General features: G+C 42.7%; 15 protein-coding genes and 1 pseudogene. 7 read left to right on the top strand and 9 right to left on the bottom strand.

Annotated elements, in window-relative coordinates; all coding sequences use genetic code 11:
- Positions 1 to 85 precede the first annotated feature (85 nt).
- Positions 86 to 508 carry a hypothetical protein gene (locus tag JWG44_RS10410; RefSeq protein WP_205274889.1) on the top strand — a complete coding sequence of 141 codons (423 nt, stop codon included), beginning with the start codon at positions 86 to 88 and terminating at the stop codon, positions 506 to 508.
- 4 nt (positions 509 to 512) lie between these two features.
- Here the strand turns inward: JWG44_RS10410 and JWG44_RS10405 are convergent, their stop codons facing one another.
- From JWG44_RS10405 to JWG44_RS10395, 3 genes are all read right to left on the bottom strand, one after another.
- On the bottom strand, positions 513 to 1,865 hold the full coding sequence (locus JWG44_RS10405) for an EAL domain-containing protein (RefSeq protein WP_205274888.1): 1,353 nt from the start codon (positions 1,863 to 1,865) through the stop codon (positions 513 to 515).
- Between the two features lie 128 nt (positions 1,866 to 1,993).
- Complete coding sequence (locus JWG44_RS10400) at positions 1,994 to 3,412, bottom strand: UTP--glucose-1-phosphate uridylyltransferase (protein WP_205274887.1); 1,419 nt, start codon at positions 3,410 to 3,412, stop codon at positions 1,994 to 1,996.
- Positions 3,400 to 3,807, bottom strand: a complete 408-nt coding sequence (locus tag JWG44_RS10395) for a hypothetical protein (RefSeq protein WP_205274886.1) — start codon at positions 3,805 to 3,807, stop codon at positions 3,400 to 3,402. Before JWG44_RS10395 ends, JWG44_RS10400 begins: the two co-directional genes overlap by 13 nt.
- Before the next feature lie 51 nt (positions 3,808 to 3,858).
- Here JWG44_RS10395 and JWG44_RS10390 point away from each other — a divergent pair.
- Positions 3,859 to 4,546 (top strand): annotated as a pseudogene (locus tag JWG44_RS10390) (alpha/beta hydrolase); the annotation flags it as partial.
- Positions 4,547 to 4,762: 216 nt separating this feature from the next.
- Positions 4,763 to 5,455 (top strand): M24 family metallopeptidase, encoded by a 693-nt coding sequence (locus JWG44_RS10385; protein WP_205274885.1) that lies wholly within the window; start codon positions 4,763 to 4,765, stop codon positions 5,453 to 5,455.
- A 9-nt stretch (positions 5,456 to 5,464) separates the two neighbouring features.
- Here JWG44_RS10385 and JWG44_RS10380 read toward each other — a convergent pair whose 3' ends face one another.
- From JWG44_RS10380 to JWG44_RS10370, 3 genes are read right to left on the bottom strand one after another with little or no spacing between them, the layout of a single operon-like run.
- Positions 5,465 to 6,037, bottom strand: coding sequence for a CsgG/HfaB family protein (locus JWG44_RS10380; protein ID WP_205274884.1), 573 nt, complete (start codon positions 6,035 to 6,037; stop codon positions 5,465 to 5,467).
- On the bottom strand, positions 6,034 to 8,166 hold the full coding sequence (locus tag JWG44_RS10375; protein ID WP_205274883.1) for a 7TM diverse intracellular signaling domain-containing protein: 2,133 nt from the start codon (positions 8,164 to 8,166) through the stop codon (positions 6,034 to 6,036). The genes JWG44_RS10380 and JWG44_RS10375 overlap by 4 nt, the downstream gene beginning before the upstream one ends.
- Positions 8,163 to 9,389 carry a TraB/GumN family protein gene (locus tag JWG44_RS10370; RefSeq protein ID WP_205274882.1) on the bottom strand — a complete coding sequence of 409 codons (1,227 nt, stop codon included), beginning with the start codon at positions 9,387 to 9,389 and terminating at the stop codon, positions 8,163 to 8,165. The genes JWG44_RS10375 and JWG44_RS10370 overlap by 4 nt, the downstream gene beginning before the upstream one ends.
- A gap of 231 nt (positions 9,390 to 9,620) precedes the next feature.
- Here JWG44_RS10370 and JWG44_RS10365 point away from each other — a divergent pair, with 231 nt between their 5' ends.
- The 4 genes from JWG44_RS10365 to JWG44_RS10350 all read left to right on the top strand — a co-directional run bounded on the left by JWG44_RS10365 (position 9,621) and on the right by JWG44_RS10350 (position 12,529).
- Positions 9,621 to 10,127 (top strand): chemotaxis protein CheD, encoded by a 507-nt coding sequence (locus JWG44_RS10365; protein WP_205274881.1) that lies wholly within the window; start codon positions 9,621 to 9,623, stop codon positions 10,125 to 10,127.
- Between the two features lie 5 nt (positions 10,128 to 10,132).
- Positions 10,133 to 10,984 carry an HDOD domain-containing protein gene (locus JWG44_RS10360; RefSeq protein ID WP_205274880.1) on the top strand — a complete coding sequence of 284 codons (852 nt, stop codon included), beginning with the start codon at positions 10,133 to 10,135 and terminating at the stop codon, positions 10,982 to 10,984.
- Complete coding sequence (locus JWG44_RS10355) at positions 10,981 to 11,520, top strand: shikimate kinase (protein WP_205274879.1); 540 nt, start codon at positions 10,981 to 10,983, stop codon at positions 11,518 to 11,520. The genes JWG44_RS10360 and JWG44_RS10355 overlap by 4 nt, the downstream gene beginning before the upstream one ends.
- A 112-nt stretch (positions 11,521 to 11,632) precedes the next feature.
- A complete protein-coding gene (locus tag JWG44_RS10350; protein WP_205274878.1) occupies positions 11,633 to 12,529 on the top strand; it encodes a tyrosine-type recombinase/integrase in 897 nt (298 codons plus the stop codon).
- A gap of 12 nt (positions 12,530 to 12,541) precedes the next feature.
- Here JWG44_RS10350 and JWG44_RS10345 read toward each other — a convergent pair whose 3' ends face one another.
- The 3 genes from JWG44_RS10345 to JWG44_RS10335 are packed head-to-tail and all read right to left on the bottom strand — an operon-like array spanning position 12,542 to position 14,661.
- The gene (locus JWG44_RS10345; protein ID WP_205274877.1) at positions 12,542 to 12,880 is read right to left on the bottom strand and encodes a DUF5615 family PIN-like protein; all 339 of its coding nucleotides are present in this window, start codon (positions 12,878 to 12,880) and stop codon (positions 12,542 to 12,544) included.
- On the bottom strand, positions 12,877 to 13,191 hold the full coding sequence (locus JWG44_RS10340) for a DUF433 domain-containing protein (protein ID WP_232371589.1): 315 nt from the start codon (positions 13,189 to 13,191) through the stop codon (positions 12,877 to 12,879). The genes JWG44_RS10345 and JWG44_RS10340 overlap by 4 nt, the downstream gene beginning before the upstream one ends.
- Before the next feature lie 33 nt (positions 13,192 to 13,224).
- Positions 13,225 to 14,661 carry an MFS transporter gene (locus JWG44_RS10335; protein WP_232371588.1) on the bottom strand — a complete coding sequence of 479 codons (1,437 nt, stop codon included), beginning with the start codon at positions 14,659 to 14,661 and terminating at the stop codon, positions 13,225 to 13,227.
- Positions 14,662 to 14,693 lie beyond the last annotated feature (32 nt).

Raw genomic sequence — 14,693 nt, 5'->3', positions numbered from 1 at the left:
TTAGCGGATTTTTTAGAAATCTGAACCTTTCCGTGAATTCGATCGAATTCTTGAAGGTCCGTTTGAAAGCCTTTCAAAACGACGCATGAGAAATTTATCATATATTCTCGGAACGATTTTACTTGAGTTGATTCTCGTCGAAGCCTTGGACGTGATTGCCTTTGTGTTGTTCCCCGATATCCGACTACCCGGTTTGACAAGTCGTAGCTTCCCTTTTGGATTTCGCCATACACTCGGAGTATATTTTAAATTTCCTCTTCCGAATATTCTTCTAACATCCGGAATCTGGGGAATCTCCGCGTTTCTGACTTTTTTTACAACGAGTTGGCTTGGTGTTTCAAAATGGACGATCGTATTTGGAATCGCTTTTCTTAGTTTCTATTCTTGGATGATGCCTATCCCTTTCCTTTTTAGGATTCTTCCGTTATTCGTAGCGATCGTATCGTCCGTAGTCGGCGTCGCGTCGGGAAGGTTCGTTCAAAAAAGGTTGAGGAGCGAGAAAAATTGAACTCTTAGGAAATCAGACCCAATTCTTTTGAAAGTTTAAAGATATTTCCTTTTGCTTTCAACTTCAGAAGCAGTTCTTCCGAATTCAAAATTTTATTCACCACCGATTCCGGAAGATCCTGCATTTCCTCATAGATTTCTTTGTATTCTTCGATGGAAATTTTCGTACAGAAAAGATTGGCTTGGAAGTAATAGACTTGGTGAGCGATAAGAAAGTTGAGAGAATCGATGTCTTCCAACGCTTCCGCGGTGATGATCGCCTCTCTGTTATCGGAGAGTCTTCTACAATAGTCGATAAAGGCGAGGTTGTCTAAGAACTTCGTCAAGTCTTGATCGGCTTTAAACTTAAAGCTGATCGGATCGAGTTTGAATTCTTTGATCATCTCCCCGAGATCCAATACGATCTGGTGACTCTGACTTTTGACTCCGAAGTCGTCGGCCGCAAAACTGATCCCGAAATTCCAAAAACGTTTGCAGACACTTTTGAGAGTGATCTCAGCTTCTTCGTAAGGTTTTTCGATCAGTTCCATTCTCACGAGAGCCGGGTTGAGATTTTGGTTGAGAAGAAGATTGTGAAAACGAGTTACTTTTTCGTCGGTGTCGAACGTATCGATGAGAGTCTGCGGAGAAATATTGAATTTTAAAAGTCCGGGAGCCCCGTTACAACACATCGTGAGCTTTTCCAAAATCAAAAGTTCGATCCGATTGAGATCCTGATCGTGAGGAATGTCCCGAATCAGATCCGCATAACCGGCGTAAGCTTCTCCGCCCACAAAAACCTCTCCACCCTTCATCGAATACGTATGCGCTTTGTGATTAAAATGAATGATCGGTTGGATAACCGCGTCGGCCTTTTCTCCCGCAAAGTAATCGTTGACCCGATTGAGATAGGTCCAACTCCAACGGATGAGATTGTCTTTGAGATTTTTAAGGGAAGAAACTTCCAGTTCGTGAAAAATTTCGTCCACGTAAGAGATATAATTGCACTGAGTTCTTGCGATTCCGAAGTCGAAGTTCATCGATCCGCTTTTGATCGAAACCTCGCGGAATCTTCCCAATACGGAATCAAAATTTAAGAATCCGTTGGACCCGTTGATTTGAACCGGAGCGACTCCGATCAGAAGATTCTTCTTATCTCCGTAACAATAGTAAGAATAGTGATTTTCCGCGCCCGGATGCAGTTCCGAAATTTTAATCGGAACCAATTGTAAAAAGTCTAGAAAAGAAAGGGATTTGATATCTTGGAATCGGAGAAGGACGATCGGTTTACCGCGATTCTCATTGATAAAAACATTCTTAAATTGTTCAATTTCTCCTTCGTCAAAGGAGCGGATCTTCGGACTTTTAGAAGTTGTCATTTCAGCCTTTGTTTGCAAAAGATCAGTCCGTTTCCGGACCCCGAGTCCATCATAACAGTTGAGATATTTAGAACCACTTGCGAATCGTTCTTATAAAAAGATTCGATTGTGGATTCTCTTTGTAAAGCCTAAAAGGTGTATTTTCCGGATTCGAAGTTGGTGATTTTTAATTCTGAAATTTTACGCAACGTGGAGCCGTTATTTTGGATTACGACGTCTCCGTTTACTTCTATTTTGCGATCAAAGAGGACTTCTCCTTGGACTGCAAATGAAGTGCAGCGCACAAGAGACGGTATTTCCGGGAACAATCGGTTGAAGTCCTGGATTTTTTTGTAGTATTGTTCATCCAATGTGATCAATACTTCACCAAGGCCTAACTTTTTCCTTTCGTCTGACATCGTAATCGAATAATCGCCTAAGAGCTGATATGCGTCCGATCTCCTTACGAGATAGTCTTCGCATTTTTTTACGGGCGCAAATCGATCCCTGGGAATGATGATTCCTTTGATACGACTGAAGTTTCGGATCGCGGAACCCATCGCAGTTTCCAATTGTAACACTTCTTTTCCGTCGATTTTTTTCGGATTTACGATGAGAGAGAGTTCAAAATTTCCTTGGAGTAATCTTTCCTTAAGGGCTACGAGGTTGATCCACAGGTTGTTTGTCGAAAAACTTCTAAACTTTCCCAGTCCTTCGAATTCGTGCATGTGTTCGGATGGAACCTGAGCCGTTTCCAAAAGCTGATAGTTTTCGGGTTTTCCCTTTAGGATTCTTTTGTAGATTGCCCCCCCTTTTTTGTCCGCCAATGTTTTCGGGGTCATTTCCATACAGAACTCGAGATTTTCTTTGAGAAGGTATTCCAGAATTCCGGGATGAACCGTTGCTCCGAGGTTGTCTCCGTTCGAAACAAAGGCCACTTTGTAACCGTCCGCGATCAGAGTATCTAAAAGTCCGGTTTCCAAAAGGGAGATCCAGATATCGCCGTGTCCGGGTGGACACCACTCTTCGTCCGAATTCTTGCATGTAATCGGCGTTAGGTTTTCCTTTAAAAGACGGGGAACCTTGTGTTGTAAAAAGGAAGTCGCAAACTTTTGTTGGAATCCGATTCTTTTGAGCTCGGCCTGGCTTTCTTCCTGCGTATTGAAACTGTCCATGAGGATGAGCGGAACGGACACGTTATACTTCTTTAAAATGATTTCGGATTGTTTGGCGATGATCTCCAAAAAGGACATTCCGTCCTTAAGTTCGATCAAAGACTTGGGACCGGAAAGTCCCATCGAAGTTCCGAGTCCGCCGTTCAATTTGATGACGACGAGATTTTTTAAAATTTCCGGAGCGGGAGAGGTTTGTCGTTCGATTTCTTCGAGTGCGATTTCGTCTTTTTTTGGGTCGAGATCGCCGACTTCTTCCCAGCGAACGATCCCCGTTTCTCCGTTTCGAACCTGATCGACTTTTTTTAAAAAATCTTCGATGAACGTTTCGGACATTCCTTCCGAAATCATCTTTTGTCTGATCTGTTCTTCCGATTTAGATTTTAACGAATCCATCGCACCACCGATTTGTTATTGTATTGTTCGTCGAACTCGGTAAACTCAATCGAATATTTTTCAGTCGGGTGAGCCGGTTCGTAAATGAGTTTTGCTCGGATCTCTCTTCCCTTGCCCGGGATTTCCTTTGGGATTTCTTCGTTTTCCGTATAAAGGGGAAGAAAAACCAAATATGTATAAATATAAACGATTCGCTCCGGAGTTTTTTTATAGACCAGAACTCCTTTTCCAGTTAGATCTTTTTTTAGGATTTTCGTATAGGCGACCGGAAACCATTTTCCCCAGACCTCTTTGAAAATTTTCTCCATACCCGCGTGAGTCGGTATATTTGAATAGACAGCCGAAGGAAGGATGAAAAAAATCCCAAGGGAAACAATTAGCTTCTTTGTTTTCATGAAAGACTCTGACAGTCTTGTCTTATCACTCCATAACTTCAAGCCATTCTCATGAAAAAAATCATCTCCGCTTTTAGAACATTCTTCTATTTCCTTTCCGAAATTTTAGAATTTATTCTTTCCGTAATTTCATCTTTGATTCCTTCGGGAAAAGATCCCAATCTTTCCCGAGGTGATATCTATATCGTGACCGGTTTTCTTTCGGGGCCTTTGTTCTATTGGAAACTTTGTAGAGCCCTGGAGGCTAAAGGATATCAACCGAGAGTGTTGAAAGTCCCTCCGTTTTTTTTGAATACAAAGAAGGCGGTGGAAACTTTGGCAAAACAGATGGACCAGATTCCTTCGAAGTCGGTTTTGATCGCTCACAATACCGGAGGGCTTCTTACACTTCTGCTTCCGGATCGAAGTCGTCAAAAGATCCGAGGTCTTGTGACTTTAGGAACTCCTTTTCGGGGAAGTTATCTGTTTTCGATTCTTCCGGGTTTCGGCCTGAGCTACGGTTCTTCGTATCTTCAGGAACTTTTTAAGACCTTTCTTTTTATGGATCGTTTTCATCCTCTTTCTCCGATGAAAGAATTTATTTTTCTTCCGGCTTCTTCTTCGATCTACGGAGAGGAAAGAGATCTCTGGTTTGATATTCCCGGAAATTACAATCAGGTTCGTAAAGCCGAAAACATTCGTACGATTTTAGAATTTCTGGTCTTTCATTATCCGAGCGCCGTCGCGAAAGAATCGGAACGGGTTGCCATGGCGGCTCTTCACGAAAAACTAGTGTCTCAGAAAAAAACGCAGGCTGCGGTTAAAAAGAAAATTGTAACAGCTCCTACATCCAAAAAACGGATTTCAAAAACTCCGAAAAAAAAGCCGAAGCCGGTCCCTAAAAAATCGGTTAAAAAGAAAACAAAACGTTAAACGACATTCTTCCGAAAACAATTTAGGCGGCGACAGAATCATCATGAAAGGATCGGAGATATTAAAGAATTTGAAATTGGCGGAGAAAAAAGCTTCGCATTTGTTTCAACAAATCGAAAAAAATAAGATCCTTCAACCGGGCAATTCCGAAAAGGAAACAAGCTCACTCATCTATGAGCTGGCAAAGTCGGAGTTCGGAGTCTCCAAATATTGGCACAAAAAAATCGTTCGCACCGGTAAAAACACGGTTCTTCCTTATGATTTTGATCCGGAAGATCTTCTGATCCAAGAGGATGATATTCTCTGGATCGATCTGGGGCCGGTTTTTGAAACTATGGAAGCCGATTTTGGAAGGACTTATGTTCTGGGAAACGATCCTGAAAAGTTACGCATTCGATCCTGCGTTGAGAGCGCATGGAATCGGTGCAGAGATTATTATTTTTCCAAAGATTCCGTCACGGGTAAGGAACTTTTCGACTTCGCGAAAAAAATCGCCTTGGAAGACGGTTATCTTTTCGGGAGCGAGATTGCCGGACATATCATCGACGAATTTCCCCACAAAAAGAATCACTCTAAAAACAAAATCAATTATATCTGCGAGGAGAATTTCCTCGATCTAAAGAAACCATTCGAAGGAAAGGAGCGATTTTGGATTTTGGAAATTCATTTTGTGAATACGGAGAAAAAGTTCGGATCGTTTTTCGAACAATTGTTGATCGAGCCAAATCCCGCCTAACGTCGACTTTTATTTTTTAGGGTTTTGAACGATACGATACTGATCATAGAGCGCGTCGTTCGAATCGAAAACTCCCTCGCCTAACGCCAGTATTTCGCCGGATTGCAAAGAGACTACCCGAAGTTGTAAAACAAACGTCTGGTCGCTAAACTGAACGGATCCCAGAAGAATCAAATCCGCGCCGGAAATTTTTCCGATTTCCAAAGACTTATCGGAAAGTACAAGACCCGATTTTTGAAACGTCTGCTCGTCGATCAAACGATTCAATTGTGATTTTTCCACCAAAATCAATTTGCCGGGTTCGTTCATCTGGATTAGAAGTTGTCCTGCGATATAAGAGCCCAGATCGGTTACGGATCCGTTTTCGTTTAACAAAGGAAGAATTGCCATTTTTAGGGAGTTTTTTCGGTCGGGCAAAGAGGATTCCCGATTGATTCGGATTTGTTTTTTCAAAGACGAAGAGAGTTCCTGTAAGACGATTGAAAGTTCTTTGGGAAGATTTCTTTTTTCGGGACGTCCGGAATTGGCGCAGAAGGACAGAAAAAAAGAAAGAAAGAATATTATAAAAATAGAATGTTTCATTTGAAATATTTAACCAATGTCACTCTGTTGCCCGTGGAATTGAATTTTACTACGTCAAAGGTGGAAAGTGCGAACGCGATCCCTCTGCTTTGCAGAGAAGAATTTTCATCGGTTTGTGTGATCGTGTTTCGAACGGTTCTCGCGTGGTTAAAACCTTTTCCCTCGTCCGTGATTCTATAACCTACTTTTTGTCTGGAAAGAAAATATTCCACGAGAATTTTTTTGTCTCTATAATACGGATCGTTTTGTCTTGCAAGAATGAACTGAAAATAATTTCCGGTTTTCAAAGCCTTGGCCTTCTCTTCGTTGGAAATGTTCAGATTCCCGTGTTCGATCGCGTTGATCAGCATTTCTCTGAGGCTCGTCCGAATGGAAAGTGCGATCGTAGGATCGGTGAATCGAACCAGATTGAACGTAAGTCTTTGGCTCAATAATTCGGCGTTCTGGAGATAATTATTGACCGAGAATACGATTCTTTCCTCGTCCAAAAATCTCCCCATCAGATCCTGATCCGGTTCGTAAGCCCTTCCTAAAATTTCGCGTCCGGACTCGTGTTCGAGTATTTGAAGACGGACTTGGAGTTCTTTCGGCTCTTTGAGATATTTTTGCAAAAAGTCGGCCCGGAAGTAGACGGGTTTTCTCGTGTTGGAAAGTTCCTCCATTCTTTCCATCACATACAATTTTTTGAATGCGTCTTCGAGACCTCCGGTGTTGTACATCAATTCCAGAAAGTTTTTTCCGATTACGTCGGCGGGTTTAAAACCGAGAAAGGTGGAGACCGCTTTGTTGGTTCCGGTGATATTTCCCTGAGAATCCAGATTGAAAAGAAAGTCCTCTTCCCCTTCGTATAAATTCTTATACTGAATCGCGGATTGTTCGTGTCTGATTTTGAGAAGATTGAGATTGGTGGCCTGAGTTTCCAAATTCAAGGAAAGTTGTTTGATTCGGTCGGCGAGTCCCAAAGAAAGAAGCGCGACTTCTATCGCGGATCCGATTTGAAGACCCCACTGAGTAAAAAAATTATCCGGAAAAATTCCGAACGCTTTCATCGCGTATAAAAAACTCCCGAGGATAAGAACCGACCATGCAGTCAGAAAAAATCTCGCCGGTCTGTGGCCTTTCCAAACACACAACAAACTATTGATCAAAAGAAGAAAAAGCGTAAGAAGGAGAACTACCAAACTGGAAACGACGCTGAAGGTATAACTAAAAAAACTAAGGGAACCGATACCGCCAAAGATACAAACGGCGATCAAGGGGTAATAGAATTTATCGGTGGTCGGAGTCATTTTGGACGATTCCAAAAATGATTTTCCGAAAAGACAGGCCGCGAGAAAAGCGCAGAACATAAAAAACGGAAGACAGATATTCCCCCATTCTGGACTGTTCGGCCAGAGAAATTGATAGGATAATCCGTTCAACGTAAACTGAAATAGAATATCAAAAAAAATGAATATACTATAGTAGAGATAACTTTTGTCTCTTGTGCTGATCAAAAGGAAAAGATTATATACGAACATCACGATCATCGTTCCGTAATAAAAACCGAGGGCCGTGTATTCCTTTGCGGTTTGTTCCAAAAACTCAGTTCTTGAAAAAGCCCCCAGAGGAATGATGATGGAACTTTGCGACTGAATCCGAACATAGTAGTCGGTTTTGGAAAGCGGAGGTTCGCTGAGTTGAAATGGAAAGTTCCGATTCTCCGCCAAACGTGTTTTAAATGGAAGTTCGTCCCCGGAAACGACGAGCGGCGTAGCGCCGTTTCTTGTGGAATACAATTGGATCGAATCGATCAGGCTGTATCCGTACTGAAGCACCCAGTTTCGTGTGCCTCGTTCCCGATTGGCGACCGGAATCCGAACCCAAATCGCGGCTTCCGAATAGCCAAGGCTGTTGTTAAAAAGAGGAATGGATTTTCCCGATCGAAAAACTTTTTGAATTTCGGGAAAGGAAAGTCTCCCGGTTTTGTCTTCGTAAAAAGTGAGATAAGGCTGGAGATCGACGTCTTCCATGATCACCGTAGGTTCAAACTCGGAAGAATCCGATTCTTCGGCGAAAATGGAAACGACTCCGGAAAAAGCCAAAACGAAACAAAGTATGGCTTTGATTTTCCGGAGTCGGTCGTTCACAAAAATCCTTTGATGACTCGAAATAGATCCGCAGTTACGATAAAGGTTCCGATGCTGCTCCCGATTTGGGGAAGCATAAACACAAGAAAGATGCGGATCACGTTATTCTTCCAATAACCTTTCCAGTGTTCGGAGTCCTGAGCGATTCTTTCAAAATCTTCTACGAGAGGTTTACGTAACCAAGACTCGGATAACGCGGCGACCCAACCGGGTTTGATGACCGGATTAAAATTCCCGACCGGAGCGGCTAAGAACGCAAGGATCACGGACAAAGGATGAGCGAGGGCGATGATGGCGCCTAACGCGGCGAGTCCGCCTTTTACCAAAATCCAACGGAGTACGAATTCTTGACCTTGTTGTCTTCCGCCGAAATAAAAAACGGTAAGAATCAATCCCAAAAAAAAGCCGGGCACGATCAAACCTTTCCAGCGATCCCAAGCCGTTTTTTGCGGAAGGTGATCCAAGCCGGAGATATCCTTGTCCTCGTGGACGTGATTCATGATTCCCTGCAAGTGACCGGCGCCTACAACCGCGAAAACTTTTTTTCCGTCGATAGACGCTTCCCGAATTCTTTGCGCAAGATAAGAATCTCTTTCGTCGATGATTACGTTTTTGATCGATTCGTAACGTTTTGGAAGTTGTGAGAATAAATCCTTGAGAACGTCGTCCGATTTCATCTCTTCGATTTTTTCTTCGGAAATTTCTTCTTTTACAAAAAGGGAAGTGAGCAAAGCGGAAAGCAGAAACATACGATTAAAAAATCCGATATTCCACCAAGCGCGTTTCAGAGTTGTGGAAACTTCCCTATCGATCGGAACGATCTTTGCGCCGGTCCTTTCTCCTTCTGCAATCGCCATTCTCATCTCGTCTCCGGGACGGATGGAACCCTTGCCCAATTTTTTTTGAAACGCGGAAAGAATGAGACTGGAAAGAAGAAGATACATTTTTCTTTCTTTAAAAACTTTGAATATATCCAGCTTCTTCCAGTGTTCGGAGTCTTTTACCGAACGCATTCTGGAATTACAGAGTTCCACACAGATCGTATCGGGCTTTTCTTCCCGAATGATTCTTTGAACTTCGTCGATACTTTTTTGACTGATATGAGCCGTGCCGAGAATTGTTACTGACGTTTTACCGAGTTGAAACGACTCGATCGGTTCCGAGGTAGAACTAGTTTTTTTACGCTCGGGTGTTGTATTTTCTTTGAGTGCTTGTTTTGCCATTCCAAAAGCAGTGTATGAAACCCGGATCGTCGCGTAAAATGAAATTCTACCCTAAATTCTTACAAACAAAATGAAAAACGGAATCGTTACTTGCCTCACGATCGCGGCTTTTTGAATTGTGGTAATCTCTTCTTTCAGACGTCTCAAAAAAGTATTGAAGAATTCGGGACGTTACTATATTGTCTTGGATACTCTTTTATAACGAGATATCACCCGGATAACTGGATACAAATGCTGGCAAAAGGAACGAAGGTAGTCAATGTTGGAATCGCTGACCTGCAAGGCGGGCAGTCTCCCGAAATTCTAAGAACGACTCTTGGATCCTGTATCGGAGTCGTTTTTTATTCTCCCGAAAAAAAAGCGGGAGCGATGTCTCACTTCATGCTTTCGAAGGATCCGGGCGGAAAAGATTCGCAGAAGAATCCATTCAAATACGCGGAAACCGCGATTCCTTTGCTGATCAAAAAAATGGCCGAGCTTGGTTGTCATCCGGGAGAATACGGCGGACGTCTTTTTGGAGGCGCCTCGATGTTCAAAGGAGTCCAGTCCAGTTTTCTCCAGAACATAGGAGAACAAAATATTTTGACCGCCCGCGCCATCTTGGAACAAAACAAAATCCCATTGATCGTGGAAGATGTCGGAGGTAACGACGGAAGAACCATCAGCTTATATCTGGACGACGGACGTGTCCTTTTAAAAAAAGCGGGTTTTGAAAAGTACCTCTACAAGGTCAGGTAAAAAAGATGAAAGAAAAAATAGATCAACTCTTTTTAAACGACGCCCAACTTCCTCGGATTTCCTCCGTGGTTACGAAGGTGATGCAGATGGTTCAAAAACAGGACGTCGCCATTCCCGATCTCGCAAAAGAAATTTCGAACGATCCAGGTTTGACTGCGGAAGTGATCAAACTTTCCAACTCGGCTTACTATCGAGCCGCAAAGCCGATCAAAACTGTGCAAGAATCCTTGATGACCCTTGGAATCAAAACGGTAAAAGATATCATTCTTCTGACCGCGTCCAAAGGAATTCTCAAAAAAGATCTCAAAGGATATCAAGTAGAAGCCGAAGACAATTGGATTCATTCTCTTACGGTAGCTGAACTTTCCAAAAGAATCTGCGAACAAAAAAAACTCAAGATCGGAACCGACCTCGCGTTTACGGGCGGCCTTTTGCACAATATCGGTAAGGTCATCTTAGCGGATTTTTTTCCGGCCGTTCTACTCACGCTCCGAGAAGAATTGAAAAATCATACTTCTTCGTTTGCGGAGCTGGAGAAAAAACATTTCGGTTATTCTCACGAAGAAGCCGGTGCCAAACTATTAGCAAAATGGAATTTTCCTCAAGAGCTTGTACACGTAGCTGAGAATTACAGCCGTCCTGAAGAAGAGAAAGAATATCCGGAGTTGGTTTCCGTCGTTCACGTCGCGCATACGATCTCGGTCGCCGCCGGTGTGGGGATCGACATCGCGGGTTTGTCCGTTCCGATTTCCAATAAAGCTTTGCAGATTTTAGGAATCAACGATTCTGACTTACAGATGTATTACACGGTTTTACCCGAGATACAGAAACATATCCGTGAGTTAATCCAGGCTTGAAAAAAAATTTCGCTTTGATCGGCCCTAGAGGGGTCGGTAAATCTAAGATCTCTCGTAAATTATCCAAGATCACAGGAATGCCCGTGATTTCTACGGACATGATCGCAGTTTACGAAATCGGAGGAATATCGATTCCCGAGTTTATCCAAAAAAACGACGGGAATTGGAGACCGTTTCGGGATCTCGAATTTCGAATTTTAGAAAAACTTAAAAACGCGAACGGAATCATTTTGGATTGTGGAGGTGGAATTCTTTTTGATTTGGATTCGAAAGGGAAAGAGATTCCAAGTCAGAGAAAGATTGAACTTCTAAAATCCATAACAACCATCTTCGGACTTTCCCGTTCCACGGAAGTTCTTGTGGAAAAGATTCAAAACGACCCCACACGCCCCGCCCTCAGCGCCATTGCTTCCTATCGAAGTATCTTAGAATCTCGACTTCCGCACTACGAGGCGGCTTCCGATCACTACTTGCAGATCGATGATTTGAAGGTCGAAGAGATTTGCGACAGAATTCTCCAGAAAATCGATTATTGAATTGACACAATTTGGAAATATTTGATTTCTTTTTTTCAAAGCTACTAAAAAGAATAGAAATCTGTGGAATGACGCCTAACGAGTCAAACACAGATTTGGCAGGAAAGAAGAGATGTCAGAATTGGAACTTCCGAAAAAGAATAAACATTCGATCGAAAGACTCAGTAAAATCATTCGCCAGAGAAATTATAAGAAGGCCACCGCTTATACCTATCTAAAATACAACGTGGACTTTCTCAATTTTGCGGATAAACCCGCGGAAAAGATAACTCTCAAAGATCTCAATCGTTATATGGATCATCTAAAAAAGAAGAAGGTCTCTTCTTCTACAATCCAGATCAATGTCAGCTCTCTCAAGATGTTTTTCGAAGACGTGATGAAAATGGACCTTTTTCGGGACTTTCAGAGACCGATCCGGGAATATAACAATCCCAATGCGATCACCTTTAAAGAGATGCAGAATATTCTAAAATCTGCATCTTCCAATGCAAAACACGAACTGATGTGCGGACTCGTATATTACGGCGGTCTTCGTGTAGGAGAATTGATTTCGCTCAAGTGGAATCATCTGGATCTAAAACGCAAGTGGATTCAGATCAAATCGAGTGTCCTTTCTCAATCAAGGAACGTGGAAATTCCGACGGAACTTCTTTCTTTGATTAAGAAGTATGAAAAAGAGGCGTTGGTCTCCGCAAATTCGTATCTGTTTCCCGGAAAAAGTCTCGGGTCTCATACTACTTCCCGAAACGTGGAAAGAATCATTTCCGAAATCGGAAAAAGCGCGGGGATTTCCAGTCCCGTAACCGTTTTTACACTTCGACACAGTCGCGCTCTACATTTGATCGCCGACGGATCTCCGCTTGCACAAGTAAAAGACTTTCTGGGTCACAAGACCTTGGCAAGCACCGAGTCTTATATTCCGGTAAAGAAAAACCTTCGCGCTGCGGTTCGTGAAAAATCAAAACAAGATGCGCTTCGGAATATTCGGAAGAAGTTTAAGACCGGGTAAGTCTTCTTTTTTTCAATCGGCAATTTCTACGATCTTGTCACCTGCGGATAAGATCGTAAGCGCTTTGTTTAGCGTTTTTTTTAGAAGAATTTGCATCGATTGATTTGCAGTGTTTCCGGATCGGATCCAAATGATCTTTGGAGGAGGGCCGTATCGATTGAGAAGATCGATAAAGTCTCCATCCTTTGTCATGATTACGATTTCGATTTGGTTGCGTGTAGCGAGAAAAATCTCTTGATCCGTCTTCGAGACGAGTTTTAGTTCCCGTAGGCGAAACGAACTGATCTGAAATTCTTGCTGAATCCAGCTGGAAAGTTTGGGTGAAAGTTGTGCATCCAACCAAATGGTCAACTTGCGAGAACCACTGCGTGATCAATTTTCATCGACGCATACTGAAGAGAAGCTTTGAGATCCTCGGGTTCCAAATCGGGCATTTCTTTTAAAATTTCTTCGTGGGAAAGGCCGTTGGAAAACAGTTCCAAAATATCGATCACCCGAATTCTCATTCCCCGAATACAAGGTTTTCCGCCGCAAATTTCAGGGTTTATCGTAATTCTGGATAATAGATTCATATTGATATCGGCGATTGAGAAAGTATGAATTGCGGATTTGAGAATTTCAATCAGAATATTTTTTGAATCTCTGAAAAGAATCTTTTTCAAAAACAAACTCGTTTCGGAATCACCAATTATAGCTCATTCCGAAACAAAAAGTTTTCTCTTTCGAATCTCCCTTCTTCTCAAAAGAAGACTTTGAATTCTTTGATGTCGTTCCTTTGTGAGCGGCATCAGAAGAAAGATCAGAGCGCCTAAGATAAAAAAACTTCCGACGACGGGTCCAAAAAGAATCGAAAGGCGAAATCCAAGTTCCGGGATTTGATTTACGGATCCTTCTTGGTAGCCGATTCCACTCAGAAGAATTCCGCCAAAACCTAAACCGAGCGCCCGCGCAACTTTCGTCGCCATTTTCCAGAGTCCGAAAAACCACCCTTCTCTCTTTTCTCCGGTTTTGAGCTCGTCGTAGTCGACGATGTCCGCGACTAAAGAATCAAAGAGTAAAACGGCGCCGGCAAAAAACCCTCCGAAAACGGCAGCGAACAAGATCGGAAGAATCCCCCGTTCCGGAAAAAGCGGATAAACAACCACCGTCATAATTCCCAAAAGAAGAATTCCCCAAAATGCGGGCCATTTTTTTCCGAACCGATTGGAAAGATAAACCCAAAGAAGAATGGATAAGATCAGACAAACGACGAAAGGGAGAAGGATCATCAAGCCGATCTCCGCTTCCGTTAAACGAATTCTATATTTGTAATATAGATTTACGATCGAAGAGTTGAAAGTTCTTCCGAAGGTTGCGATGATAAAGGCGAGAATCAACGGTAAAAAATAACGATTCTTAAAAACGGATCTGATCTTTACAAACCGAGGATGTCCTACGGAAACTTCGCGTTTCCAGTTCGACTTCGATTCTAACGTCGATTCTTCCGCTTTGTCTCTTCCGGAAGTCGCAAAAAAAGCGATGACCGAAGTGAGGATGAGAATACAAGCGATCGTAAGAGAAGTATAATTTCTCGTGGTCAAAAGCCGGGAGACTTCGTTTTCGTTCGGAAACAAAGCCGAATAAAAGGAAGGAAGAATCAAAACGAGAATAAAACCTATATTGCTAAAAAAGAATCTCCAACCGAAAATCCGGGTTCGTTCGGTTGGAACGAAGGTCATTTCTCCCCCGAGCGCGATATGCGGAACCGCGAGAATGGTCATCGAAGTGTTCACCAGAAGATAAACTGACAAAAGAAAAAAGAACTTCTGTGTTTGTGTCTCCAAAGAGGGAGGAGAAAACATGATAGAGATGGAAATCGCAAGAAGAATTCCCCCACTCAAAATATAAGGTCTTCTTTTTCCGAGTCTGGTTTTTGTATGATCGGAAAGATAGCCCATCAAAGGATCCGAGATCGCATCCCAGAGAACGGCGACCGCGAGCGCCAATCCTGCGAGAGAGGCTCTGAGGCCAACGGCGGAGACAAAAAATTCTAAAAGATAAATCTGAGCCAAAACTTCCACCGCGGTGATCCCGATTTCGGCCATTGCATATCCCGCCATCGTTCGTAAGGGAATCGGTTTTGATTTTTTCATAAAAACGGTCGGGAAAGAATTTTCCACCTAAT

This window comes from Leptospira ainazelensis (assembly GCF_016918785.1).
Taxonomy (GTDB): domain Bacteria; phylum Spirochaetota; class Leptospiria; order Leptospirales; family Leptospiraceae; genus Leptospira; species Leptospira ainazelensis.
This window is presented reverse-complemented; position numbering and strand designations above follow the sequence as displayed.